General features: G+C 70.6%; 21 protein-coding genes and 1 pseudogene. 14 read left to right on the top strand and 8 right to left on the bottom strand.

All coding sequences use genetic code 11. The features are described from left to right. Positions 1 to 110: 110 nt before the first annotated feature. Positions 111 to 377 carry a GlsB/YeaQ/YmgE family stress response membrane protein gene (locus tag ABZ098_RS17320; RefSeq protein ID WP_356591857.1) on the top strand — a complete coding sequence of 89 codons (267 nt, stop codon included), beginning with the start codon at positions 111 to 113 and terminating at the stop codon, positions 375 to 377. Here ABZ098_RS17320 and ABZ098_RS17315 read toward each other — a convergent pair. Continuing rightward, complete coding sequence (locus ABZ098_RS17315) at positions 344 to 1,048, bottom strand: hypothetical protein (protein WP_356591855.1); 705 nt, start codon at positions 1,046 to 1,048, stop codon at positions 344 to 346. The two genes, ABZ098_RS17320 and ABZ098_RS17315, sit on opposite strands and share 34 nt — an antisense overlap. A 5-nt stretch (positions 1,049 to 1,053) precedes the next feature. Beyond that, a complete protein-coding gene (locus tag ABZ098_RS17310; protein ID WP_356591853.1) occupies positions 1,054 to 1,629 on the bottom strand; it encodes a TerD family protein in 576 nt (191 codons plus the stop codon). Between the two features lie 180 nt (positions 1,630 to 1,809). Here ABZ098_RS17310 and ABZ098_RS17305 point away from each other — a divergent pair, with 180 nt between their 5' ends. Continuing rightward, entirely contained in the window at positions 1,810 to 2,073 is a 264-nt protein-coding gene (locus ABZ098_RS17305; protein WP_356591851.1) for a GlsB/YeaQ/YmgE family stress response membrane protein, read from the top strand. Positions 2,074 to 2,202: 129 nt separating this feature from the next. Here the strand turns inward: ABZ098_RS17305 and ABZ098_RS17300 are convergent, their stop codons facing one another. From ABZ098_RS17300 to ABZ098_RS17290, 3 genes and pseudogenes are all read right to left on the bottom strand, one after another. Continuing rightward, complete coding sequence (locus ABZ098_RS17300; RefSeq protein ID WP_356591849.1) at positions 2,203 to 3,123, bottom strand: squalene/phytoene synthase family protein; 921 nt, start codon at positions 3,121 to 3,123, stop codon at positions 2,203 to 2,205. A 131-nt stretch (positions 3,124 to 3,254) separates the two neighbouring features. After that, positions 3,255 to 3,947 carry an alpha/beta hydrolase gene (locus tag ABZ098_RS17295; protein ID WP_356591847.1) on the bottom strand — a complete coding sequence of 231 codons (693 nt, stop codon included), beginning with the start codon at positions 3,945 to 3,947 and terminating at the stop codon, positions 3,255 to 3,257. Positions 3,948 to 4,226: 279 nt separating this feature from the next. Continuing rightward, a pseudogene (locus ABZ098_RS17290) lies at positions 4,227 to 4,539 on the bottom strand (dihydroxyacetone kinase subunit DhaK); the annotation flags it as partial. A 205-nt stretch (positions 4,540 to 4,744) separates the two neighbouring features. Here ABZ098_RS17290 and ABZ098_RS17285 point away from each other — a divergent pair. From ABZ098_RS17285 to ABZ098_RS17270, 4 genes are all read left to right on the top strand, one after another. Beyond that, positions 4,745 to 5,593 (top strand): MIP/aquaporin family protein, encoded by an 849-nt coding sequence (locus ABZ098_RS17285; protein WP_356591845.1) that lies wholly within the window; start codon positions 4,745 to 4,747, stop codon positions 5,591 to 5,593. 74 nt (positions 5,594 to 5,667) lie between these two features. After that, positions 5,668 to 7,185 (top strand): glycerol kinase GlpK, encoded by a 1,518-nt coding sequence (glpK, locus tag ABZ098_RS17280; RefSeq protein ID WP_356591843.1) that lies wholly within the window; start codon positions 5,668 to 5,670, stop codon positions 7,183 to 7,185. An 82-nt stretch (positions 7,186 to 7,267) separates the two neighbouring features. Next, entirely contained in the window at positions 7,268 to 8,980 is a 1,713-nt protein-coding gene (locus ABZ098_RS17275; RefSeq protein WP_356591841.1) for a glycerol-3-phosphate dehydrogenase/oxidase, read from the top strand. 454 nt (positions 8,981 to 9,434) lie between these two features. Continuing rightward, positions 9,435 to 11,444, top strand: coding sequence for a GDSL-type esterase/lipase family protein (locus ABZ098_RS17270; RefSeq protein WP_356591839.1), 2,010 nt, complete (start codon positions 9,435 to 9,437; stop codon positions 11,442 to 11,444). A 209-nt stretch (positions 11,445 to 11,653) separates the two neighbouring features. Here ABZ098_RS17270 and ABZ098_RS17265 read toward each other — a convergent pair whose 3' ends face one another. Then, positions 11,654 to 13,156 carry a molybdopterin-dependent oxidoreductase gene (locus ABZ098_RS17265; protein ID WP_356591837.1) on the bottom strand — a complete coding sequence of 501 codons (1,503 nt, stop codon included), beginning with the start codon at positions 13,154 to 13,156 and terminating at the stop codon, positions 11,654 to 11,656. A gap of 194 nt (positions 13,157 to 13,350) precedes the next feature. Continuing rightward, the gene (locus ABZ098_RS17260; RefSeq protein WP_037682106.1) at positions 13,351 to 13,554 is read right to left on the bottom strand and encodes a hypothetical protein; all 204 of its coding nucleotides are present in this window, start codon (positions 13,552 to 13,554) and stop codon (positions 13,351 to 13,353) included. A 217-nt stretch (positions 13,555 to 13,771) separates the two neighbouring features. Between ABZ098_RS17260 and ABZ098_RS17255 the strand changes: the two genes are divergently transcribed. Beyond that, complete coding sequence (locus ABZ098_RS17255) at positions 13,772 to 15,019, top strand: sensor histidine kinase (protein WP_356591835.1); 1,248 nt, start codon at positions 13,772 to 13,774, stop codon at positions 15,017 to 15,019. 18 nt (positions 15,020 to 15,037) lie between these two features. Beyond that, positions 15,038 to 15,670, top strand: coding sequence for a response regulator transcription factor (locus tag ABZ098_RS17250; RefSeq protein ID WP_356591833.1), 633 nt, complete (start codon positions 15,038 to 15,040; stop codon positions 15,668 to 15,670). Between the two features lie 403 nt (positions 15,671 to 16,073). Here the strand turns inward: ABZ098_RS17250 and ABZ098_RS17245 are convergent, their stop codons facing one another. Beyond that, positions 16,074 to 17,009 (bottom strand): LysR family transcriptional regulator, encoded by a 936-nt coding sequence (locus ABZ098_RS17245; RefSeq protein ID WP_356591831.1) that lies wholly within the window; start codon positions 17,007 to 17,009, stop codon positions 16,074 to 16,076. Positions 17,010 to 17,153: 144 nt separating this feature from the next. On the opposite strand from ABZ098_RS17245, the gene ABZ098_RS17240 reads away from it, so the two are divergent. The 6 genes from ABZ098_RS17240 to ABZ098_RS17215 all read left to right on the top strand — a co-directional run bounded on the left by ABZ098_RS17240 (position 17,154) and on the right by ABZ098_RS17215 (position 23,387). After that, positions 17,154 to 18,143: a fumarylacetoacetate hydrolase family protein gene (locus ABZ098_RS17240; protein WP_356592329.1), complete on the top strand. Its 990-nt coding sequence runs from the start codon at positions 17,154 to 17,156 to the stop codon at positions 18,141 to 18,143. Further along, the gene (locus ABZ098_RS17235) at positions 18,140 to 19,111 is read left to right on the top strand and encodes a cyclase family protein (RefSeq protein WP_356591829.1); all 972 of its coding nucleotides are present in this window, start codon (positions 18,140 to 18,142) and stop codon (positions 19,109 to 19,111) included. The genes ABZ098_RS17240 and ABZ098_RS17235 overlap by 4 nt, the downstream gene beginning before the upstream one ends. A gap of 113 nt (positions 19,112 to 19,224) precedes the next feature. Continuing rightward, positions 19,225 to 20,364 carry an FAD-dependent oxidoreductase gene (locus ABZ098_RS17230; protein WP_356591827.1) on the top strand — a complete coding sequence of 380 codons (1,140 nt, stop codon included), beginning with the start codon at positions 19,225 to 19,227 and terminating at the stop codon, positions 20,362 to 20,364. Further along, a complete protein-coding gene (locus tag ABZ098_RS17225) occupies positions 20,361 to 21,380 on the top strand; it encodes an amidohydrolase family protein (RefSeq protein WP_356591825.1) in 1,020 nt (339 codons plus the stop codon). Before ABZ098_RS17230 ends, ABZ098_RS17225 begins: the two co-directional genes overlap by 4 nt. Before the next feature lie 10 nt (positions 21,381 to 21,390). After that, entirely contained in the window at positions 21,391 to 22,329 is a 939-nt protein-coding gene (locus ABZ098_RS17220; protein ID WP_356591823.1) for a VOC family protein, read from the top strand. Between the two features lie 92 nt (positions 22,330 to 22,421). Further along, positions 22,422 to 23,387 (top strand): fumarylacetoacetate hydrolase family protein, encoded by a 966-nt coding sequence (locus ABZ098_RS17215; protein ID WP_356591821.1) that lies wholly within the window; start codon positions 22,422 to 22,424, stop codon positions 23,385 to 23,387. Positions 23,388 to 23,464 lie beyond the last annotated feature (77 nt).

The raw sequence follows: 23,464 nt of genomic DNA, 5'->3' as shown, positions 1-23,464 counted from the left end.
CGTCTGACGCCGTTTCTCCTCAACTCCGGTCCATAAGCTTGCGCAAGCAGGCAATCGACGTGCCGGGCCCGGCTCACTGCGCCGGGCCCGACCCGACTGGAGGACTACACGTGGGCATCATCGGCTGGATCATTCTGGGTCTGCTCGCCGGAGCCATCGCCAAGATCCTGCTGCCCGGCCGCGACCCGGGCGGCCTCATCGGCACCACGCTCATCGGGGTCGCGGGAGCGTTCGTCGGCGGCTGGCTCTCCGCGCGCTTCCTCGACCGCCCGGTGGAGAACCACTTCTTCGACCTCTACACCTGGGGCGCGGCGATCGGCGGTTCCCTGGTGCTGCTGATCGGCTACCGCCTGCTGTTCGGCAACTCGCGGAACTGACCAGCGAGTTCGCCCTCACCCCCGTCGCCGGCCGCCGCCCGGGAGAGGGCCCCCCGCCCCTCGGACTCCAGCAGCCGGTTGCGCAGGTACGGCAGCACGCCCCGCTCCAGAAGGGCGTGCCGCCACCGTTCACGGGCCCGCTCCGCCCTGTTGGCCCGGGATGTCCGGCGCAGGGCCGAACTCGCCAGCGCCCAGAGGCTGAAGCCCCCGGTCAGGACCGCGAGGACGGCGAGCGTCCACCCGGCCGTGGCCACCGAGGCACCCGGGTCCACGTCCGGGGCGGCCAGGCGCAGCCCGTACCCGATGAGCAGGAGTACGGCCGCCGCGGCAGCCGACACGAGCGGCGCGAGGACGGCGACGGCGGCCCGCACGGTGCCGTCGGCGGTGGCGGATCCCGCACCTCGCGCCCCTCCCGGAGACCTCGCTCCCGGATCCCCCGCGGCCTCCCGCGCGGCCAGGTAGGCCCGGTACTCGTCGTCCGCGGCGGCCGCTATCTCCTCGGCCGCCGAACGGGCGTGAACCTCCAGACGTGTCGCGGTCCTTCCGGTGCGGTCGCGGCGGAGGGCCGGGCGGATGTCGTCGTGATCGAGGGCCAGTCGCAACGCCCTCTCGAAATCCGCCCGGTCCTCCGGGTGCTGGCCGAACGTGCCGTACGCGCGGGCTTCTCGCACGGCGATCAGACGTTGACGCCGAAATCGGAGGCGATGCCCGCGAGGCCGGAGGCATAACCCTGGCCCACCGCGCGGAACTTCCACTCCGCGCCGTTGCGGTACAGCTCGCCGAAGACCATCGCGGTCTCGCTCGACGCGTCCTCCGACAGGTCGTAGCGGGCGAGTTCGGTGCCGCCGGCCTGGTTCACCACACGGATGAAGGCGTTGCGCACCTGGCCGAAACTCTGGCCGCGCGCGTCGGCGTCGTGGATCGACACCGGGAAGACGATCCGATCGACCTCGGCGGGTACGGCGGCGAGGTTCACCTTGACGCTCTCGTCGTCGCCCTCGCCTTCTCCGGTGAGGTTGTCACCGGTGTGCTCGACCGAACCGTCGGGGCTGGTGAGGTTGTTGTAGAAGACGAAGTGCCGATCGGAGACGACCTTGCCGGAGGTGTCCAACAGCAGGGCGGAGGCGTCGAGGTCGAAGTCGGCGCCGGTGGTGGTGCGGACGTCCCAGCCCAGGCCGACAAGGACGGCGGTCAGCCCCGGAGCCTCCTTGCTCAGCGAGACATTGCCACCCTTGGCCAGCGAGACACTCATGCTTCTCCCCTTCACACACGGTCGGTTGGGGTCCGTGGGTCGGACCCCTGAATAAAATCTACAACACTGTAGAAGTGACTGGCGGATGCGCCCGCGCCCAAAGCCCTGGCCAAAGCTGTGGAGTGTGCGCCCGTTCGGCGGGCACCCGTGCGTCACCAACTACGGATGGGGTGACACCGCATGGAGATCTCAGGCGTGATCAGCGCGATTGTCATCGGCATCGTGATCGGTGTCCTCGGGCGGCTCGTGATCCCGGGGCGCCAGCGCATCGGCGTGCTGTGGACGATCCTGATCGGCGTCGTCGCCGCCTTCATCGGCACCGGCATCGCGGCAGGCCTCGGTGTCGCCGACACCGACGGCGTCGACTGGGTCGAGTGGCTGATCCAGGTCGCCGTGGCCGCGCTCGGGGTGGCCGCGCTCAGCAAGGTGAAGGTGCGCCACTGACGGGCCACCGCGCCTTTACCGCTTGCTCGTCAACTCGGCTTCGCCTGCCGGGTCGTGTCGGTCGGCACGACCCGGCAGGCCACGGAGACCGCCCGGACTCGGCCTCGTGGGCGGTCCTCTCGCAACCGCTCACCCCCCGGCCGCGACCCCGGCCTTGAGTCGGCGTCTCTCGCGGAGCAGTACGGCGAGCGGTACGCGGATGCCGTAACCCACCGCCCGCCGTGTGACGGAGGTGCCGGTGCTCTCGACGCGGGACAACTGGTGCTCGGCCAGGTCCTGCAGGGCACGCTGCAACGGCCGGAAGCCCGCGGTGGTGGAGTCCACCAGCGCCCGCGAGTCGGCCAGCGACTTCCGCGTCCTACGACAGGTCTCGGCCACCAACTCCGCGACGGCCGGGGTGTCCTGGCCCCGTTCGAGGTCGGCGCGGGTGACGCCGAAGCGGTCCAGATCCTCCTGCGGCAGGTAGAGACGTCCTTCGGCCAGGTCGTCGGTGAGGTCGGTCAGGAAATCCAGGCGTTGCAGACCCTCGGCGAACGACCGGCAACGGGACCGGAAGACCGCGTCGCCGCCGCCCTCGTACTGAAGGTCCTCGATCAGCATCAGGGCCGGCAGGGCGAGGTTGTCGACGTAGCGCTGGAAGTCGGCCTCGGTGGCGTGACCGGTGAAGTGCAGCTCCTCCGTGGTGGCCTTGAGGTAGGTGCGCACCCAGTGGTGGGGCAGCCGCCGCGCCGCCACGGTGTGCAGGAAGGCCCGCAGGACGGGGTCGTCGGCGCGCCCGGACTCCAGCCCCGCCGTGACCTGTTCCGACCAGGCCTGCCAGCGGGGCAGGCGTTCACGCAGCGGCCCCTGGTCGGCGAGGTCGTCGGTACGGGCGAGGAAGGCGTAGGAGGCAACCACGTGCGGGTGCAGCGCCGGGGCCACCAGCAGGCGTACGGCGGCGTAATGGGCGAGGATTCTGCGGGCGAAGACCCGGGCGGCGACCGAGTAGTCCGCGCGCAGTCCACGGTCCCGCACCCCGGCCGCCGTCAGCCTGCGATCCCAACTCGGCACGTCGCACCGCCCTTTCCGCTCCGCCCCGGTCCGCCGGACCGCCACGGCCCCGCTCGGGTACGGCATCGGTAGGGCGGTCGTGGTGACCTTAGCCTTCTTCCAACTACGGGCGCACGGCGCCGACTTGCCGCTCAGACCGCAGCGAGCTCGACGAGGTGCCGGGCCGTGCCGACGGGATCGACGATCTGGTGGAGGTGTGCGCCCGGCAAGTGGGCCACGCGCCAGTCGCGTCGGCGCGCCTCGTCGGCGAGCTCCTCGTACGGCGGGCCGAACAGCAGGTAGGAACAAGGGTGGTCGTCCCAGGCCTCGGGGACCGGGATGTGCTGCTCGTAGTACGACAGAGGCAGGGTGGGCTGCTCGTCCACCACGGTCCGCCGCGTCTGCGGATCGGGGAACATGGGGGCGACGTCCGCCTCGTCCCACCAGTCGGTCCAGCGCGGCAGCCTGCCGTTCACGGCCATCGGGCGCAGGAGGTCCAACAACTCGGGCGGTGCCACGGGAGTCGGTCCGGACCGGGCCGGCAGTGCGGCGTCGACGAAGACCGAGCCGGTCACCGGACGGTCGAGACCCGAGCGGATCACCGGGAGGAACAGGCCCGCGTTGCTGTGCGCGACCAGCACGAGGGGGCTGTCGGCCGGGACCTGGCGAAGGTCGTCGCGTACGGCGTCGACGACACGGGGCCAGAAGGGGGGAGCCCCGGCGCCTACGCGCAGGAGGGACGGCACCCGTACCCGATGTCCCGCCGCCACCAGGTGTTCGGCGACGGGGTGCCAGATCGAGGGACCGGTGGACGGACTGTGCACGAGAACGAAGACCGGCTGCATGGGGCGATCCTCTCGCCCACGCCGCCGGCTCGGCGACCGACTCGGCCGACAGCAGAGCGCCCGCACGGACGACCACGGCACGACGTGCTGGCCGGCAGGGCCTGGTGCGGAACCAGCACCCGGAGAAAGCCCCCAGGACCGGCATGAACGGGGTGCCGTGCGCCCGCTGGCCGGGTGCGACGATCAAAGCCGGCCGGCGGCAGCGGCGGTCGGCGCTCTGTTGGAGTTCGATGGTGAACCCGCCGCGTGAGCGGGGTCGCTTCCACCGCCACCAAGGGCTCAGCGGCCCCAGCGCAGCGTGGCCGTCCGCACGGGTGCGTCCCACAGCCGCAGCATCTCCGCGTCGGTCCGGCCGAGTGTCACCGAGCAGCCCGCCATGTCCAGCGACGTGACGTAGTCGCCCACGAGCGCCCGCGCCACCGGCACCCTCCGGGCCTCCAGCAGCCGGGCCACCTCGGCGTGTGCCCGTACAGCTCCAGCAGCGGAGTCGCTCCCGTCCCGTTGACCAGGGCCGGCACCGGCCCGTCGGCCGGGGACGCCTCCCCAGTTCCTCGAGTACGGCGCCCACCGCGACCTCCGCGATCTCTCGGGCCCGGAAGCGGCGGTCGCAGTCGCAGCGAACATGCAGGGCAGCCCCGAGTGTCTCCTGCCGGCGGGCGGACTTCCGTCTCCCTTCTGGCCGGTCAGCGGGCGTTCTGTCGCCCGCGCGCGTATGGCTCTGGCCGGTCCTACACTGATTTCTTGAGGACTCGGGGCAGTCGACGGCCGACCCTTGGGCCGGCGGGAAGCGGGCACCCATGGCTGAGCGACTCAAGAGAGCAGGACTGGTCGGCGAGCTTTCAGCGGAATTCGCCGGCACGATGATCCTCATCCTCTTCGGTTGTGGCGTGGTGGCTCAGGTGGTCGCCGGCGGGGCCCTCACGAATCCCGCGGGCGGCCTGGGAAACCACGACAGCATCGCCTGGGCCTGGGGCCTCGGCGTCACACTGGGCGTGTACGTCGCGGCGAGGCTGAGCGGTGCTCACCTCAATCCCGCGGTGACCCTCGCGCTGGCGGCGTTCAAGGGCTTCCCGTGGAGCAAAGTGGCTCCCTACGCGCTGGCCCAGACTGCCGGCGCCTTCGTGGCGGCCCTGATCGTCCGGTGGAACTACACCGAGGCGCTGGCGAAGGCGGATCCCACCCACACGATCAAGACGCAGGGCGTCTTCTCCACGCTGCCCGCCAACGGCAACACGAACCTGCCGGTCAGCGACTGGGGCGCGTTCCGCGACCAGATCATCGGCACCGCGATCCTACTGCTGCTGATCCTGGCGGTCACGGACCTGCTCAACACGCCCCCCGGCGCCAACCTGGCGCCGTTCATCGTCGGTCTGATCGTCGTGGCCATCGGTATGGCCTGGGGCACCAACGCGGGATACGCGATCAACCCGGCACGCGACTTCGGTCCCCGGCTGGCCAGCTTCTTCACCGGGTACGGCGGAGCGTGGCGAGATCAGTACGGGCACCTCTACTTCTGGGTGCCGATCGTCGGTCCGCTGATCGGAGGTCTGCTGGGAGCGGGCCTGTACAAGGTCTTCATCGGCCGGTTCCTGCCGACCGCTGAGCCGGAGCCCCCCGGACGGGTCCCGGCCCCGGACGAAAGCTGACACGAGAGCTGACCGGCTCCCGGGGTTGCCGTGCTCCGGCTGCCCCGGGAGAGCCCAAGGAGAGGCGGCATCCCATGGCGGACTTCGTCGGCGCGGTGGACCAAGGAACCACCAGCACCCGTTTCATGATCTTCGACCATGCCGGCAACGAGGTGGCGAGGCACCAGCTGGAGCACTCACAGATCCTCCCGCGCTCGGGGTGGGTCGAACACGACCCGGTGGAGATCTGGGAGCGCACCAACTCGGTGATCCAGAACGCGCTCCGGCACGGAAACCTCTCGCCGGAGGACCTGGCGGCCATCGGTATCACCAACCAACGGGAGACGACCGTCGTCTGGGACCCGCGCAACGGTCGCCCCTACTACAACGCCATCGTCTGGCAGGACACCCGTACCGACTCCATCGCGGCAGCGTTGGACCGCTCGGGCCAGGGGGACGTCATCCGCCGCAAGGCCGGGCTCCCGCCGGCCACGTACTTCTCCGGCGGCAAGATCCAGTGGATCCTGGAGAACGTCGACGGAGTCCGCGAGGCGGCCGAGCAGGGCCATGCCCTCTTCGGCAACACCGACGCCTGGGTCCTGTGGAACCTCACCGGCGGCCCCGACGGCGGCGTCCACGCCACCGACGTGACCAATGCCAGCCGCACCATGCTCATGGACCTGGAGACCCTCGACTGGGACGACGAGCTGCTGGGCTTCTTCGGCGTCCCCCGGGCGATGTTGCCGACCATCAGCCCGTCCTCCCACCGGGAGGCGTTCGGACAGACCCGTACGTCCCGGCCGCTGCGGGCGGCCATCCCCATCACCGGTGTGCTCGGCGACCAGCAGGCAGCCACCGTCGGGCAGGTCTGCTACGCGCCCGGCGAAGCCAAGAACACGTACGGCACCGGCAACTTCCTGGTGCTCAACACCGGCACGGAACTGGTGCGGTCCCAGCACGGCCTCCTGACCACCGTGGCGTACCAGTTCGGCGACAGCCCGGCGATCTACGCCCTCGAAGGCTCCATCGCCGTCACCGGCTCCGCGGTGCAATGGCTGCGCGACCAGCTGAAGATCATCAACGATGCCGCCGAGAGCGAACGCCTGGCGCGTACCGTCGAGGACAATGGCGGGATCTACTTCGTCCCCGCCTTCTCCGGCCTGTTCGCCCCGTACTGGCGTTCCGACGCCCGCGGCGCGATCGTCGGCCTCGCCCGGTACAACGACGGCGGCCACCTGGCGCGGGCCGCCCTAGAAGCCATCTGCTACCAGAGCCGCGACGTGGTGGAAGCCATGGAGCAGGACTCCGGCGTCCACCTCGACGTGCTCAAGGTCGACGGCGGTGTGACGGCCAACGACCTGTGCATGCAGATCCAGGCCGACGTGCTCGGCGTCCCGGTCAGCCGCCCGGTGGTCGCCGAGACCACCGCGCTCGGCGCCGCCTACGCCGCGGGTCTGGCCACCGGTTTCTGGCGGGACACGGACGAACTGCGCACCCACTGGCAGGAGTCCAAGCGCTGGGAACCCCAGTGGTCCGAGGAACAGCGCGCGGAAGGGTACGCGGGCTGGAAGAAGGCAGTGGAGCGCACACTCGACTGGGCCAAGGTCGAGTAGGTCCCGGCCGGGAGCGACAGAAAGGGGCCGCCCGAGCCGCGTGCGCGGCCCCCACCCGCACCCGCTGCACGAGGAGGACACCATGGCGAACCCGGTGGCTCTCTCGCCCGGCGAGCGCGCGCAGGCCCTCGCCCGACTGGGAGAGGGCGAGCTCGACGTCCTCGTCGTCGGGGGCGGCGTAGTAGGCGCCGGCGCGGCCCTGGACGCCGCCACCCGGGGCCTGAGAGTCGGCCTCGTGGAAGCCCGGGACTGGGCCTCGGGCACGTCCAGCCGCTCCAGCAAGCTCATCCACGGCGGCCTGCGCTACCTGGAGATGCTGGACTTCCGGCTCGTCGCCGAGGCCCTGAAGGAACGCGGACTCCTGCTCCAGTTCCTGGCCCCACATCTGGTGCGTCCCGTGCCCTTCCTCTACCCCCTGCAACACCGGATCCGGGAGCGTCCCTACGTCGGCGCAGGCGTGCTGCTGTACGACACCATGGCCGCGGCCTCCGGTACCTCCACCGGCCTGCCCCACCACCGCCACCTGCTCAAGCGCCGGGCCCTGCGCGAGGCGCCCGCGCTGCGCTCCGACGCGCTGGTCGGCGCGATCCAGTACTGGGACGCCCAGGTCGACGACGCCCGGCACACCATGTTCCTCGCCCGCACGGCCGTCGCCTACGGAGCGCTGGCCGCCAACCGCACCCGTGTCAGCCGCTTCCTGCGGCAGGGCGAGCGGGTGGTGGGAGCCGTTGTCACGGATCTGGAAAGCGGCGACGAGACGGAGGTGCGAGCCAAGCAGGTCATCAACGCGACCGGTGTGTGGACCGACGACACCCAGGCCCTCGCCGGTACGCGCGGCCAGTTCCACGTCCGCGCCTCCAAGGGCGTACACCTGCTGGTCCCCCGTGACCGGATCAACTCCCGCACCGGGCTCATCCTCCGCACCGAGAAGAGCGTGCTGTTCGTCATCCCCTGGGGACGGCACTGGATCATCGGGACCACCGACACCGACTGGACACTCGACAAGGCCCATCCCGCCCTCAGCTCCAAGGACGTCACCTACCTGCTGGAACACGTCAACAGCGTCCTGACCACGCCTTTGGTGCCGGAGGATGTGGAAGGCGTCTACGCCGGTCTGCGTCCCCTCCTGTCCGGCGAGGCCGCGGAGACCAGCAAACTGTCACGGGAGCACCTGGTCGCCCACCCGGTACCCGGGCTCGTCGTGGTGGCGGGCGGCAAGTACACGACCTATCGGGTGATGGCCAAGGACGCGGTCGACGAGGCGGCCCGCGGCCTGGACGACAAAGTGCCCGACTGCGTCACGCAGCGCGTTCCGCTGCTCGGCGCCGACGGTTATCCGGCCCTCTGGAACTCCCGCCACAACCTCGCGGCGTACTCAGGGCTGCATGTCGCCCGCATCGAGCACCTGTTGAACCGCTACGGCTCCCTGGTGCACGAGCTGCTCGCCATGGTCGCGGCCGACCCCTCGCTCGGCGAGCCGTTGCCGAGCTCCGACGACTACCTGCGGGTCGAGGCCGTGTACGCGGTGACCCATGAGGGTGCCCGCCACCTGGAGGACGTGCTCGCCCGCCGTACCCGGATCTCCATCGAGTCCTGGGACCGTGGCGTGGACGCGGCGCAGACCGTCGCGGAACTGATGGCGCCTCACCTGGGGTGGGACCAGGCGCGCCAGGACCGTGAGGTCAACCACTACCGGAAGCGGGTGGCCGCCGAACGCGAGGCCCAGCAGCAGCCGGACGACCAGACCGCCGACGCGGTACGGCTCGGCGCCCCCGACATCATCCCGGTGCACTGAGGTCGGTGAACCACCGCAACACCGCCCGAGACGGCAAGGATCCGGCTCGGTGAGTACCAGAGCGAGCCCGGCCGCGGTGGCGGCCCGCACGCGCGTGACGACATCGGCGTTCTCGTCGGCGTAGTGCGGGTGGGGCGACTGGCCGTCGTGAGTGGACACGTACGGGCGGGCCGCCGCATCAGTCGGCAGCCGGTTTATGGCATCGACCTGTACTTGCCTGGTGGAGGCCGCGAACGCCTCCCACAGGCGCAGGTGCCAGGCCAGCAGTAGCTGGAGCCGGAAACCCCGGCCAGCAGCACGCGGAGGCGGCCGCAGGCGCAGCGCCGGTAGCGCACGGCGGTGAGTTGCCCGCACCACGCGAACCCCTCGCGGACCCTTGACGCTGAACCGTTTCATTGCTTCTCTCGAAAGGCTGCTCCTGGGAGCGCTCCCACACCAGCCGAAAGGGACCCCTGTGCAGACCACCCCCCACGCCACCCCCCATGTCACCTCCTTACGCCGGCTCGCCCGTGCCCTCGCCGCGCTCGTCACGGCCGTTCTCGTCGCCTGCCTGCTGTCCTGGACGGGGAGCTCCCCCGCCCAGGCCGCGCCGGGTGACGGCTCGGTCTCCGACCCCAACATCGTCTACGTCGGGCGCTGGGACACCAGCGCCGGCACGGCGGCGACGCCCTCCTGGACCGGCGCCTACCTTCAGACGGCCTTCACCGGCACCACGGTGAAGGTCAAGGCGAGAGACGCGGTCAACCTGTACGCCAGCATCGACGGCGGCCCCGACGTCTTCCACCCCGGCGTGCGCGGCACGGTGAACCTCACGCCCCGGCCGTTGTCCGCCGGCACCCACACCCTGCGCATTTCGTACCGCTCCGGCGACACCGTCTTCCAGGGCCTGGTGCTGGACCCCGGTGCGCGCACGGTCCCCCTTGACGCCCCGTCCCGGCTCGTCGAGTTCGTCGGTGACTCCATCACCGCCGGTGCTCTCACGGACCGGCTCGCACTGGACTCGTACGCCTGGAAGACCGGCGAGCGACTGGGGGCGCGGCACACCCAGATCGCCCGGTCCGGCTACTGTCTCGTCGCCCAGTCCGGATGCACGGGCCTGAGCACGCAGTTCTTCAGGACGGCGAGCACCGGCAGCCAGAACTGGGACTTCTCCCGCTACCGGGCGGACGCCGTCGTCATCAACCTGGGCACCAACGACATCGGCCACGGAGTGACCGGCGCCGCCTTCCGGTCGGCGTACACCAAGTTCCTCGCCGACCTGCGCGCCACCTACCCGAACGCGCAGCTCTTCGCCGTGCAGACGCTCAAGAAGCGCTACGTCGCCGAGACCAGGGCGGCCGTCACGGCCCGCACCGACGCCGGTGACAGCAGGGTGCACTACGTCGACACGACGGGCTGGCTGAACGAAGGCGCCGACTACGAGGACGGCAACGGGCATCCCAACGAGGCCGGCCACACCAAGTTCGCGAACCGCCTCGCCCCCGTCATCGCCGCCCGACTCGGCAGCCTCACATCCACCCTGGCGGCCGCTCCCGGCCAGCCCGGCGACCCGAACATCAAGTTCGTGGGCCGCTGGGACACCAGGACCTCCACCGCCTACACCCCGTACTGGGCCGGCGCCTACTACCGGGTCGGCTTCACCGGCCGGACCGTCAAGCTCAAGCAGCGCGGGACGATCGACTTCTGGGCGAGGATCGACAACGGCCCGGTGAAGTTCTACGACGACGTCAAGGGGACGGTGAACCTGACGCCCTCCCCGCTGCCCGCCGGCAACCACACCCTCCAGGTCAACTACCAGGTGGTCGCCGGTTCGTACCGGGGTGACGCCGTCTTCCAGGGGCTGGTCCTCGACAGTGGCGCCACCACGTTCGCCCCGCCGTCGCCCGGCAAGCTGATCGAGTTCGTCGGCGACTCGATCACGGTGGGGACGACGTCGTCGCAGAACGCCCGCACCGCGTACGGCTGGCTGATCGGGGAACGACTCGGCACCGAGCACACCCAGATCGCCCAGGGCGGCGCCTGTCTGGTCGCCGCGGCGGACGGATGCGTCGGCCTGGAGCGGCAGTTCACCAAGCTCAACCCGAACGCGGCCACTCCCGACTGGGACTTCTCCCGCTACCAGGCGAACGCGGTCGTCATCAACCTCGGCACCAACGACGTGGGCCACGGTGTCAGTTCCGCGCAGTTCCAGACGGCGTACACCAGCCTGCTGCGCAAGGTCCGCGCCGCGTACCCACAGGCGTGGATCTTCGCCTTGGAGACGTTCCGCGGCCGGTACGTCCCGCAGACCCAGGCGGCGGTCAAGGCGGCCGTCGACGGCGGCGACCCCCGGGTGTCCTTCGTCGACACCACCGGCTGGCTGGGTTCGGGCGACCTGACGGACTCGGTCCACCCCAACGACCAGGGGCACCGCGTCATCGCGGACCGGCTGGCGCCGGTCATCGCGGCGCGGATCGGTATGTGAGGGAGGGCCGGGGCCGCCGGACGGCGACGCGCAGGCGGGCACCTCCGCTGCCCTGCGCGGGCGCCATCCCCCGACCCCGGCTCGACGGCGAGATCGCCGCACTTGACTCCCTTCCTCTTATCCGCAGCCCAGTCGCCCACCGCGCCGACAGTCGCAGCCCTTTGCACATCCGAGTCTTCGGACGGGAGCCTCCGCCCGGCGGGACATGCTCAGGCAACCCTGACCTTGATCGTGTGCCGGCCGGTCGCCCCGTCGGGCAACGGTTCGTGCACCCGTCCTGTCTGCACCTGACCGGTGTTGTCGGTGGCGCGTACTTCCAGCCGATGCTCGCCGGGCGTCGCCTGCCATGGCCAGCTCCACTGCCGCCATGTGTCCACCGACGGCACCGCGGCGAGCTGGGCCTGCTGCCATGGTCCGTCGTCCACGCGGACCTCCACCGCGGACACCCCACGATGTTGCGCCCACGCCACCCCGGCCACCATCACCAGGCCTTGTTCCAGACGCCTGCCCGCGGCCGGTGTGTCGATCCGCGACTGTGTCTTCACCGGAGCCAGCGCCGCGTAATCCCGCCGTACCCAGTAGGCGCTGAAGTCCGAGAAACGACTCAGCTCCAGCTCCGTCAGCCACTTCGTCGCCGATACGTATCCGTACAGCCCGGGCACCACCATCCGGACCGGAAATCCGTGCTCGACCGGCAGTGGCTCCCCGTTCATCCCGACCGCCAGCAACGCGTCCCGCCCGTCCACCAACGCCGCCGTCGGTGTGCCGGCCGTATAGCCGTCCACGGAACGGCTCACCACCTGATCCGCGCTGTCATCCGGCTCGACTTCATCCAGCAGATCCTTGATCGGCACCCCCAGCCACCGCGCGTTGCCGAGCAACTCGCCGCCGACCTCGTTGGACACGCACGCCAGCGTGATGTAGCGCTCCACCATCGGCCGTGCCAGCAATTGCTCGTACGTCAGCGTCAGCGGCCGTTTCACCCGGCCATGAATCGTCACCCGCCAGTCCTTCGGTTCCATCTGCGGCACCGTCAAAGCGGTGTCGATCCGGTAGAAGTCCGCGGTACTGGTCACGAACGGCGCCACGCCGGGCACGCCGACGGAGACCTTGGCGGGCAAGGCTGCTGCCGGGCTCGACGGCGACGGGAGAACCACCGCGGCCCGGGCCGCGGCCACCCGCTGTGCCCAGAGCCGGCGTCCGCCCGGTACGGCCACCGCGGCCGAGCCGAGCGCCCCGACCGCCAGGGCGAGAAACCGTCGTCGGCCCGTCTGTCCCGCGCCGTCCAGCACCGAGTTGGCCGCATCCGACGACGGTGAACCGACTCCCCGCACGGGGGTGTGGGTTCCCTGTGCCGCCACGTCCGTATCCGGGCCGGTGTCGTCCCCCAGGCCCTGTGCCGGTACCGCGGCACGGCGCGGCAGGGTGCGTCGCAGCAGCACCAGAAGGCCGGCAGCGGCCAGGGCACCGGCCATTGTGGGCAGCGGGTACGCCCATGTGGCGCTGGGCCGGGTGGCTGCCGCGAGTACGCCGATCACCCCGAACACGGCGACGCCGGCCAGCCCGTACCGGAGCCGGCGCATGGCCAGTACACCGATGAACGCGGCGAACACCGCCAACACCAGCACGATTCCCGCCTGCAGCGCCAGCTTGTCGTACGTGTAGAACACCGCGACGGCGAACTCCTTGACCGGGGTCGGCGCGGCGTCCACGGCGACGCCCCCCACCGCCACCAGGGGCGCCGAGGGCCCACCCGTCCCGGCTGCCACCAACTCACCGAGGCCCAGGGCGAGTGCGGTGGCCGCGACGCCGGCGAGCTCGCCGTACCACTGCTTGGGCGGTCTCCCCGGTGCCGGCCGATCTGTCTGCCGCGTCTCCATGTCGATACCGGACATCTGATCGGCGCTTATCGGCTCACCCGGCGCAGCCGGGCGAAGCCGACACCCAGCACGACCAGACCGACGATCGCCACGACCGGCCCGACGACCGCCCAGAGCGTCACGCCGCTCATCGCCGAACCCTTCATGACATCGAGTCCCTGCAAGGTCCAGCCCACGCCGACAAAGGCAAGCAGTGCGCCGAGGCCGAGGACGAACCAGTTCTTCTTCATGGGGTATCTCCAGGTGGGGAGCCGAAGTGCTCGACATCGAGCGTGACGGTTCCGCGACCGCGGCGGCGACAACGTGTGGTTGGACCCCGTTGTCCACCGATCGACGTACCCACGGCTCCACTGGTGCGTGGACGCTCCTCGGCACCGAGTCGGGCACTGTGGATCCGGGCGCCCGTAAACTGGCGGCCCGATCTCGGCGGGCGAAGGTGGGCAGGGCGTGGCAGTGCGCAGCACCGTCGACTTCGGACACCGCTACCGCGTCGGATGGCATGTCCTCGTCGGCGCCGTCGCGATACCGCTCGCCGTCGCCATGGCGGCCGACGTCTCCGTGGCGCTGGGACAACGCCTGCTGGCCCTCGGTACGCTCGCTGTCATCGTCGCCTGCTACGCCCTGGTCGCTCCGCGAGCCATGGCAAATAGCGACGAGCGGTGGGGTGCGGCCTATTTCGCCGTCCTGGCGGTCGCGTTCCCGCTCCTTCTCGCCATCGCCCCGATCGCCGGCGCACTGCTGTTCGCGCTCTGCCCACAGCTGTTCGTGATGGTCACGAGGTGGCGGGTACGCCTACCGCTGTTGTTGGTCCTCTACGCCGAGCTCGCCTGGGCCATGGTGGCGCGGGCGGGAGTCAGCCGCTACACGCCGGCGATGGTCGGCGTGACCGTTCTGGTGCCCATGACCGTGACGATCCTCGTGGGCGCGTATCTGACCGGCATCCGCGAGCAGAACCGCAAGCGGGCCGCGCTGATCGAGGAACTGACCCGGACGCGGGCCGCACTGGAACGCGCGGGCCACGCGGCAGGCGTCCATGCCGAACGTGAACGCCTGGCCGCCGAGATCCACGACACCCTGGCACAGGGCTTCACCAGCATCCTCATGCTCGCCCAGGTCGCACGGACGACCCTGCTCCGTGATCCGACGGCCGCCGACGGCCAGCTCGACATCCTGGAGAAGACCGCCCGCGAGAACCTCGCAGAGGCACGCTCGCTGATCGCCGCATCGGCCCCGGTCGACCTGACCGGCCGCGGGCTCGCGGATGCGCTGGACCGGCTCGCCGCCCGGCATGCTCGCGACACGGGAACGCGCGTCGAGGTCTCGATCGTCGGCGAGCGGTCCGGCACATCCACCGGCACCGACATCGCCCTGCTGCGCACCGCGCAGGAGGCCCTGGCCAACGTCGCCAAGCACGCCGCAGCGACGGCGGTACGGATCGAGCTGCGCCAGGGTCCCGACCTCATGGCGCTGGCGGTGACCGATGACGGCCAGGGCTTCGACCCGGCCACCGTCCGGGGTGGATACGGCCTGCTCGGCATGCGCACCCGCGCCTCCAGCCTCGGCGGAACCTGCACGGTGCGATCGGTTCCCGGCCAGGGCAGCACGGTGCGGGTCGAGCTGCCGCCGCCCCCGGCCGAGCAGGCGGCGCGTAGCCTGCGGCCTGTGCTTGATCTCAGCTCCACACCCGACCACTGAGCGGGCGGAACCGTCTCGATGACCGTCCAGATCCTGATTGTCGATGACCATCCCGTCGTACGCTTCGGCCTCCGCGGCATGCTCGAGGCCTACGACGACCTGCGGGTCGTCGGCGAGGCCGGCTCCGGCGACGAGGCGATCGTCCTCGCCGCCGCGATGCGCCCGGACGTCGTCCTGATGGACCTGCGGATGCCGGGTACCGACGGCGCCACCGCGACGGCGCGCATCCGTCAGGAGCATCCCGGCATTCGCGTGCTCGTGCTCACCACCTACGAAGGTGACGCCGACATCCTGCCGGCCATCGAGGCCGGCGCCACCGGCTACCTCCTGAAGGACGCCCCGATCGGTACCCTGACCGACGCGATCCGGGCGGCGGCCCGCGGTGAGACCGTCCTCGCCCCGCCGGTGGCCGCCCGGCTGGTGACTCACCTTCAGGCTCCGGCCGGGGAGCAGCTGACCCCACGCGAGGTTCAGGTACTCGGCCTCGTCGCGCGGGGTCTGTCCAACGGCGAGATCGGTCGGCAGCTGTACATCGGCGAGGCGACGGTGAAGACGCACCTGCTGCGAACCTTCGTCAAGCTGGGTGTCAACGACCGCACCGCTGCCGTCACCGTCGCCCTGTCACGCGGCGTCCTCACCTCACCACAGTGACACCGGGTAGTCACCTGGCCGTGCCGATCAGGCCGCGCAGGTGTCCCGTTCGATGGTCTCGAGGCGGTTGTTGAGCCGTCGGCTGCTGCCATCGAGAGGTCTGGCCCCAGGGCCGGTGGCTCACCGTTCGAGACCGCGAGGACGCCGCCACGCCGGCACACGGCACCCGTGCCGACCGCCCTGCCTCGCCACCGAAGGGGCACCCGGAAGGGCTCACTGATGAACCGGTTGGTGACGCGCTGACAGCAGATGCAGTCGGGGCGTCGTTGCCGGCTGAAATACTCGGCGGGAGGCCATGGCGAGGGCCGTGAGCAGGCCGAAGACGATGTGATGGTGTGGCCGGCGGTCGATCAGCACGGGCAGCGACAACAGGACGAGACTGCCTGCAGGCAAAGCCCCACCCTCATTCCGGCGGACGGGACATCGTAGGCCGACCGGCTTCCATCATCTCGGCGACCCGGGCCGTCGTCTCCCGCAGCCACATGTGCGCCGCGTCGTGCATGTGGACCGGATGCCACCACAGGGCCTGCTGGATCGGCACGGCGTCATAGGGCGGTTCCATGATGCGGACGTGTGCGAGTCCGTCCAGCTCGTCGGCGAGCCGCCTTTGCAGGAGGGCTACCCGGCGGGTGCCGGCGACCAGGAGTGGCATCAGCTGGAAACTGTCGACGGAGACCGCCACGCGCGGCTCGATGCCGAGCGTGGCGATCTGGCGGGCGGCGGGGGCGTCGTAGGCTCGTTGGTACGTCACCCATGACAGTCGGGCCAGGTCGTCGAGGGTGAGCTGCTCGCCGACCTCGGGGTTGTCGTCAGCGACGAGGAAGACCCAGCTGTCCTGGTAGAGCTCGACCGTGGGAAAACCGCGGATGATTCCGTGGGGCAGCAGTAGCCCGTCCACGGTGCTGAGCAGCGACCCGGTGCTGTCGATGAATTCGTTCGGTACCTGTTTGAACCTGAGCCTGATGCCTGGTGCCTCGGCTTGGACGGTGCGGGCGAGCTCGGTGCCGAAGACGGCAACCGCGTAGTCCGAAGCGATCAGCGTGAACTCGTGTTCCTCGCGGGAGGGGTCGAATTCTGCCTGACTGGCGAAGACGCGCTCCAGCAGGGCGCAGGCGGTGGTGGTCCGGTCGAGGAGGGCCCGCCCGAGGGCGGTCAGTTCGTACCCTCCGCCCACCCGGGCGAGCAGGTCGTCGTCGAAGTGGCGGCGCAGCCGGGCCAGGGCCGCGCTCATCGCGGGTTGACTGAGCCCGATGCGCCGGCCGGCCCTGGTGACGTTGCGCTCCTGCAGGAGAGCGCGCAGGGCAACGACGAGGTTGAGGTCCAGGCTGGCCAAGTTCACGAAGCATCCCAATTCCGGAGCCGGCACCATTGGTATTCACCGGCTGGATTCACCTATATATGAAATCGATTTCCCTGATTGCGATCTACCGGGCCAGATTAGTGGCACCGCAATCGGGAGGAAATCTCCGTGACATCCGCAGCCATGTCGGCACCCTTCACCCCCTTCTCCGGGCCGTTCGCCATCGGCACCCTTTCGGCACCGGGCGAGACCAGGTTCCCGGGCCTCGTGACGCCGGACGGCCGAGCGCTCGACCTGCGCAGGGCACTGGACGCACCCGGGTTGACCACGCTCGCGCTCCTGGAGCGCTGGGACGAGGAGCTGCCGCGGCTGCACACCCTCGCCGGGGACCCGACGCGCCACTGGCGGCCGCTGGCGGAGATGGCGGTGCACGCGCCCGTCGAGCCCCGGCAGATCTTCCAGTCCGGCGCCAACTACCGGCAGCACGTGATCGACCTGGCGGTCGCACACCGCGCCCCGGACGCCCCGGGCACCGTCGAGGAGGCCCGCGCCGAGGTCGCGGCGGTCATGGACAGACGGGCCGCCGAGGACCTCCCGTACGTCTTCATCGGCCTGCCGACCACGATCAGCGGCCCTTACGACGACGTGGTACTGCCCGCCTGGGCCGAGAAGCCCGACTGGGAGCTGGAGGTGGCCGCGGTGATCTCCCGCCCCGCCTACCGGGTCACCGTGGACGAGGCGCTGGAGTACGTCGCCGGCTACACCATCGCCAACGACCTGACCGATCGCGCGAGCGTCTTCCGCCGGGACATGCCCCCGATCGGCACCGACTGGTTGCGGAGCAAGAACGCCCCCGGGTTCACCCCGCTGGGCCCGTGGATCGTCCCCGCCGACTTCATCGCCGACCCCTCCGACCTGCATGTCACCTTGAAACTCAACGGCGAGACCATGCAGGACGAGTCCACCAAGGACATGATCTTCGGCGTGGCACGGTTGGTCTCGTACATCTCCCGGACCGCCCGGCTGCTCCCCGGCGACCTCGTCCTCACCGGCAGCCCGGCCGGCAACGGCATCCACTGGGGCCGCCTGCTGCGCGACGGCGACGTGATGGACTGCTCGGTCACCGGGCTCGGCGCCCAGCGCACCCGCTGTGTCGCGGAGGAGGTCCGATGAGCGCCGACCGTATCGACCGTACGGATCCCGAGGCGGCGATCGCCGAGGCCGCGAAGGCGTACTCGAACTGGCGCCGTTGGGGCGAGGACGACGTGCTCGGCACGCTCAACTTCCTCGACGAGGCCAAGCGCCGCGAGGGCGCGGCCCTGATCCGCGACGGCGTCAGCTTCTCCTTGTCCCAGGCCTTCGACATGGACGGCCCGCAGAAGGGCTGGCGGCGGCGTACGAACCCGGTGCACACGATGCTCGCCACCGGCACCGACGCGGCTCTGGGCGGCCAGGGCTTTCCGCACGGTTTCGGTGGCGCCGACGATGTGATCGCCATGCCCCTGCAGTGCTCCACCCAGTGGGACGGGCTCGGGCACATCTTCGATCACGGCACCGCATGGAACGGCCGCCCGGCGGAGAGGGTCGTCACCTGCGAAGGCGACCTGGTCACCGGCATCGAGCACATGGCACCGCACGTCGCCGGGCGAGGCGTCCTCCTCGACGTGGGCCTGGTCATCGGCCACGACGGCGAACTGCCCGACGGCTTCGCCATCACCGAGGAGCACCTGACCGCAACAGCCGAGGCGCACGGCGTGACCGTCGGTCGTGGCGACCTGGTTCTCGTGCGCACCGGACGGCTGGCCCGCGCCCGTCGGGAAGGCTGGGGCGACTACGCGGGCGGACCGGCGCCGGGACTGAGCTTCAGTACGGCCGGCTGGCTGCACCGGAGCGAGATCGCCGGGATCGCCACCGACACCTGGGGCTTCGAGGTGCGGCCCAACGAGTTCGACCACGCCTTCCAGCCGCTGCACCAGGTCGCCATCCCCCACATCGGTCTGCTCATCGGTGAGATGTGGGACCTCGACGCCCTCGCCGCGCATTGTGCCGCCGACGGCCGGTACGCGTTCTGGCTCACCGCCGCGCCCCTGCCCATCACCGGGTCCGTCGGCTCGCCGGTGAATCCCATCGCCGTCAAGTAACGGCCTGGGCTGCCGGGCAGGCCGCGCCCGGACGGCTGCGCCACTCTCGACCGCCCGGTCGGCAACACCCCCCTGCCGTTCGAAGTCGCGCGGCACCATCTCAGGGAGAACCCATGAACGACCCCCGTGCCCGCACCGTCCTCGTCATAGGCGGCGGCGCGTCCGGCAACGCCGTGACCGTGCTGCTGCGACGGGCAGGCATCGCCGTGGAACTCGTCGAGGCCAAGCCCGACTGGAACGTGCTCGGCTCGGGCATCACCCTCCAGGGCAACGCGCTGCATGTACTGCGCGAAGTCGGCGTATGGGACGAGGTCCGGGAGAGCGGTTACGCCGTCGACGCCGTCGTCATGGCCGCGCCCGACGGGACCGTGTTCCATGTCCAGCAGCACTTCCGCACCGGTGGGGACGACCTGCCCACGATCTTCGGCATGCAGCGGCCACGGCTCCAGGAGATCCTGTGTGAGGCCGTTCGCGAGAGCGGCGCGGCGGTACGCCTCGGCACCACCGCCGAGGAACTGGTCCAGGACGCGTCAGGCGTCACCGCCCGGTTCAGCGACGGCACCGAGGGCCGCTACGACCTTGTCATCGCCGCCGACGGCGTCGGCTCCCGCACGCGCGCGATGATCGGCATCAGCGACAAGCCCGAACCGACCGGCATGGCCATCTGGCGCGTCCCCGTGCCCCGCCCCGAGAGCGTGGAGCGCATGACCCTGGCCTACGGCGGCCCGTGCTACATCGCCGGCTACTGCCCCACCAGCAAGAACACCATCTACGCCTACCTCGCCGAGGCCAACCGCGACCGTGCCTCCATCGACCCGGCCTCGTACGCGGACGAGATGCGCCGGCTGGCCGCGCCCTACGGGGGTGCGTGGCCGGAGATCGCCGCGAGCATCACCGACCCCGCCGAGGTCAACTACACCTGGTTCGAGCGGCTGCTCGTCGAGGGCTCCTGGCACCGCGGCCGGGTCGTCCTGATCGGTGACGCGGCCCATGTCTGCCCTCCCACGCTCGCCCAGGGCGCGGCCATGTCGCTGGAGGACGCCTCCGTACTGGCCGAGATGCTGAGTGAGGAGCAGGACTGGAGTTCCCTCGACGCCCTGTTGACCGGCTTCCACGAACGCCGGATCAACCGCGTGCGCATGGTGGTCGAGGCATCCGTGCAACTCGGTCAGTGGCAGCTGGACGGCGCCCGTGACGCCGACGCACCCGGTCTGATGGCCCGCACGATGTCCGTCCTCAAGGAGACCCCGTGAACCCCGTGAGTCACCGGAACAGCGCACCCACGATCGACGTCCACGCGCACCTCCTGCTCCCTCAGGTCGAGGAAGCCGTCGCCGGGCACCCCGGTCTGGCCGCGGCCCGCGACCTCGACGCCCGCCGCAACGGCCCCGAGGCCATCGCCGTCAGTGGACCGATGTTCCGGGACCGGTTCCCGAGGCTGACCGACGTCAAGGCCCGGCTCGCCGCGATGGACGCCTCCGGGGTCGACATCCAGCTGGTCTCGCCGTCCCCGTCGCACTACCACTACTGGGCCGACGAGGACCTGGCCCGTACGGTGTGGGAACTGGCCAACGAGGGCACCGCCGCGCACGTCGCCCAGGCCCCGCAGCGGCTGCACGGCCTCGGCCTCGTCCCGCTCCAGCACCCGGACCTCGCCGTCGAAGCCCTCGACCACGCCCTCGGCCTGGGCCTGCGCGGTGTCGAGATCTCCAGCCACGCACCGGGACGCGAACTGTCGGACCCCGCCTACGAGCCGCTGTGGACACGGGCCGGGGAAAGCGGCGCGATCCTCTTCCTGCATCCCTTCGGCTGCACGCTCGACGAGCGCCTCAACCGCTGGTACCTGTCCAACACCGTCGGTCAGCCCACCGAGAACGCCGTCGCCCTGTCCCATCTGATCTTCTCCGGAGTCCTGGACCGGCACCCGGGGTTGCGCATCGTCGCCGCCCACGGCGGCGGCTATCTGCCCACCCACATCGGCCGCTCCGACCACGCCTGGCTCGCCCGCACCGACACCCGCGGCTGCGCGCACCCGCCCAGCAGCTACCTCAAGCAGCTGTACTTCGACTCCCTCGTCCACGACCCGGACGTCCTGCGCGAGCTGATCCGGGTGGCCGGCCCCGACCGGGTCCTGCTCGGCTCCGACTTCCCCTTCGACATGGGCACCGACGACCCGCTCGGCGCGCTGCACGACGTCACGGACCTGCCCGCCCCCCACTTCCACGCCGTACGCGGCGGCAACGCGGCAGCACTGCTGCGTCTCACCTGAGGAGCCCGACATGACCAACCGTCTGCTCACCCACCTGCGGCACGTCGACCTCGCCGTGCCGGACTACGACAAGCAGCTCGACTTCTACGCCGGCGTCTGGGGCCTGACCAAGGTCGCCGAGGACTCCGGCATCTCCTTCCTGGCCGCCGAGGGCTCCCCCGAGCAGTACGTCGTCCGGCTGCGCAAGGCCGAGGAGAAGCGCCTCGACCTCATCTCCTACGGCGCGGCGAACCCCGCCGACGTGGACACGCTCGCCGAGCAACTCCTCGCGGGTGGAGTGCGGTTGATCTCCCAGCCGGGCAAGGTCGACACCCCCGGCGGCGGCTACGGCTTCCGCTTCTTCGACATCGACGGCCGCACCATCGAGGTCTCCGCCGACGTCGAGGCGCGCCGGCACCGTCGTATCGAGGAGAAGGAGTCCATCCCGGTCCGTCTCTCGCACGTCGTCCTGAACTCCCCCGACATCAACGCCACCCGCGCCTGGTACGAGCAGCACCTCGACTTCCGGCTGTCCGACACGATGACCTTGCCGCACATGGGCGACGTCATGCACTTCATGCGCATCAGCAACCAGCACCACTCCATGGCCATCGCCAGCGGCCCGCACGCCTCCCTGCAGCACCTCTCCTTCGAGATGCGCGGCATCGACGAGTACATGCGCGGCTCCGGCCGCGTGATGCGTTCCGGCGCCCGCAAGATCTGGGGCCCCGGGCGGCACATGGCGGGCGACAACACCTTCACGTACTTCCTCGACCCGCACGGCAACACCGTGGAGTACACCACCGAGCTCGAACAGCTGGACGAGGACACCTGGCACCCGCACATCTACGACCTGACGAAGCCCGAGAACGCCGACCAGTGGGGCACGTCCAACCCGATGAACGAGATGGTCGCCAAGGAGATGCTCAACGACGTCGACCGCGGCGTCTTCGTCGCTCCGCCGGTATGACCCCATGACACCGGGGGCCCGCCGCACTCCCCCGCCTGCCATGCCGCCGGGCCCCCGGCCTGTGTCAACCCACCCAGCTCCCTAGGAAAGCCATGCGTTTCGCCACGTACGAACAGCACGGCCGCAGCCGCCTCGCCACCGTCGAGGACGACGGCACCCTCTCCCCCTGCCCCAGCACGGGGACACTCCTCGCCCTGATCCAGGCCGGTCCCGAGGCACTGCGCGAGGCGGGCACCGCAAGCCTGGACGTGCCGCGAGGGCCGCACGTCTCCCAGGTGCGACTGCAGCCGCCGCTCCAACCGCCTTCCGTACGCGACTTCGTCACGTTCGAGGAACACGTCGAAGGTGTACGACGCAGCATCGACGGAGTCTCGGGCGCCCCGGACGCCTGGTACGACGCGCCCACCTTCTACTTCACCAACCCCTACGCGGTCATCGGCGCTCACGACGACGTCCCCGTGCCGCCCGGAAGCCGGGCACTGGACTTCGAACTCGAAGTCGCCGCGGTCATCGGCCGCGAGGGCCGCGACCTCACCCCCGAGCAGGCCCGCGACCACATCATCGGCTACACCATCTACAACGACTGGTCCGCCCGCGACCTCCAGTCCCGCGAGATGCAGGTCGGCCTGGGCCCCTGCAAGGGCAAGGACACCGCCACCACCCTCGGCCCCTACCTCGTCACCGCGGACGAACTGGAGCCCTTCCGCGACAGCGACGGATTCCTGCGCCTGGCGCTGACCGCCGAGATCAACGGCGAGGTCGTCGGCAGGGACCTGCTGTCCAACATGAGCTGGACCTTCGAGGAGATGACCGCATACGCGTCAAGGGGCACTTACGTACGCCCCGGCGACGTACTCGGCTCCGGCACCTGCGGCAACGGCGGCTGCCTCGCCGAACTCTGGGGCGTACGCGGCCGCCAGGACCCGCCACCGCTCAAGCCCGGCGACACCGTCACCCTCACCGTCGAGGGCATCGGCACCGTCTCCAACACCGTGGTGCCGGGTGCCGAACCGGTGGCCGTCCCTCGCGCCCGTACGCGCCCGCGAACGCGTCCGTGAACCGCGCACACCCAACGCTTCCTGAACCACGTGGCAGGTCAACGCATCGCTGGGTCCGCGGCGATCTCCGGCTCCAT

It is taken from the genome of Streptomyces sp. NPDC006335 (genome assembly GCF_040612795.1).
Classification (GTDB): domain Bacteria; phylum Actinomycetota; class Actinomycetes; order Streptomycetales; family Streptomycetaceae; genus Streptomyces.
This window is presented reverse-complemented; position numbering and strand designations above follow the sequence as displayed.

Excerpts from the sequence above, each read along its gene's own strand:
- ABZ098_RS17310 (WP_356591853.1), bottom strand. The coding sequence starts at position 1,629 with ATGAGTGTCTCGCTGGCCAAGGGTGGCAATGTCTCGCTGAGCAAGGAG.
- ABZ098_RS17305 (WP_356591851.1), top strand. The coding sequence starts at position 1,810 with ATGGAGATCTCAGGCGTGATCAGCGCGATTGTCATCGGCATCGTGATC.
- ABZ098_RS17295 (WP_356591847.1), bottom strand. The coding sequence starts at position 3,947 with ATGCAGCCGGTCTTCGTTCTCGTGCACAGTCCGTCCACCGGTCCCTCG.
- ABZ098_RS17285 (WP_356591845.1), top strand. The coding sequence starts at position 4,745 with ATGGCTGAGCGACTCAAGAGAGCAGGACTGGTCGGCGAGCTTTCAGCG.
- glpK (WP_356591843.1), top strand. The coding sequence starts at position 5,668 with ATGGCGGACTTCGTCGGCGCGGTGGACCAAGGAACCACCAGCACCCGT.
- ABZ098_RS17275 (WP_356591841.1), top strand. The coding sequence starts at position 7,268 with ATGGCGAACCCGGTGGCTCTCTCGCCCGGCGAGCGCGCGCAGGCCCTC.
- ABZ098_RS17260 (WP_037682106.1), bottom strand. The coding sequence starts at position 13,554 with ATGAAGAAGAACTGGTTCGTCCTCGGCCTCGGCGCACTGCTTGCCTTT.
- ABZ098_RS17250 (WP_356591833.1), top strand. The coding sequence starts at position 15,038 with ATGACCGTCCAGATCCTGATTGTCGATGACCATCCCGTCGTACGCTTC.
- ABZ098_RS17240 (WP_356592329.1), top strand. The coding sequence starts at position 17,154 with ATGTCGGCACCCTTCACCCCCTTCTCCGGGCCGTTCGCCATCGGCACC.
- ABZ098_RS17235 (WP_356591829.1), top strand. The coding sequence starts at position 18,140 with ATGAGCGCCGACCGTATCGACCGTACGGATCCCGAGGCGGCGATCGCC.
- ABZ098_RS17230 (WP_356591827.1), top strand. The coding sequence starts at position 19,225 with ATGAACGACCCCCGTGCCCGCACCGTCCTCGTCATAGGCGGCGGCGCG.
- ABZ098_RS17220 (WP_356591823.1), top strand. The coding sequence starts at position 21,391 with ATGACCAACCGTCTGCTCACCCACCTGCGGCACGTCGACCTCGCCGTG.
- ABZ098_RS17215 (WP_356591821.1), top strand. The coding sequence starts at position 22,422 with ATGCGTTTCGCCACGTACGAACAGCACGGCCGCAGCCGCCTCGCCACC.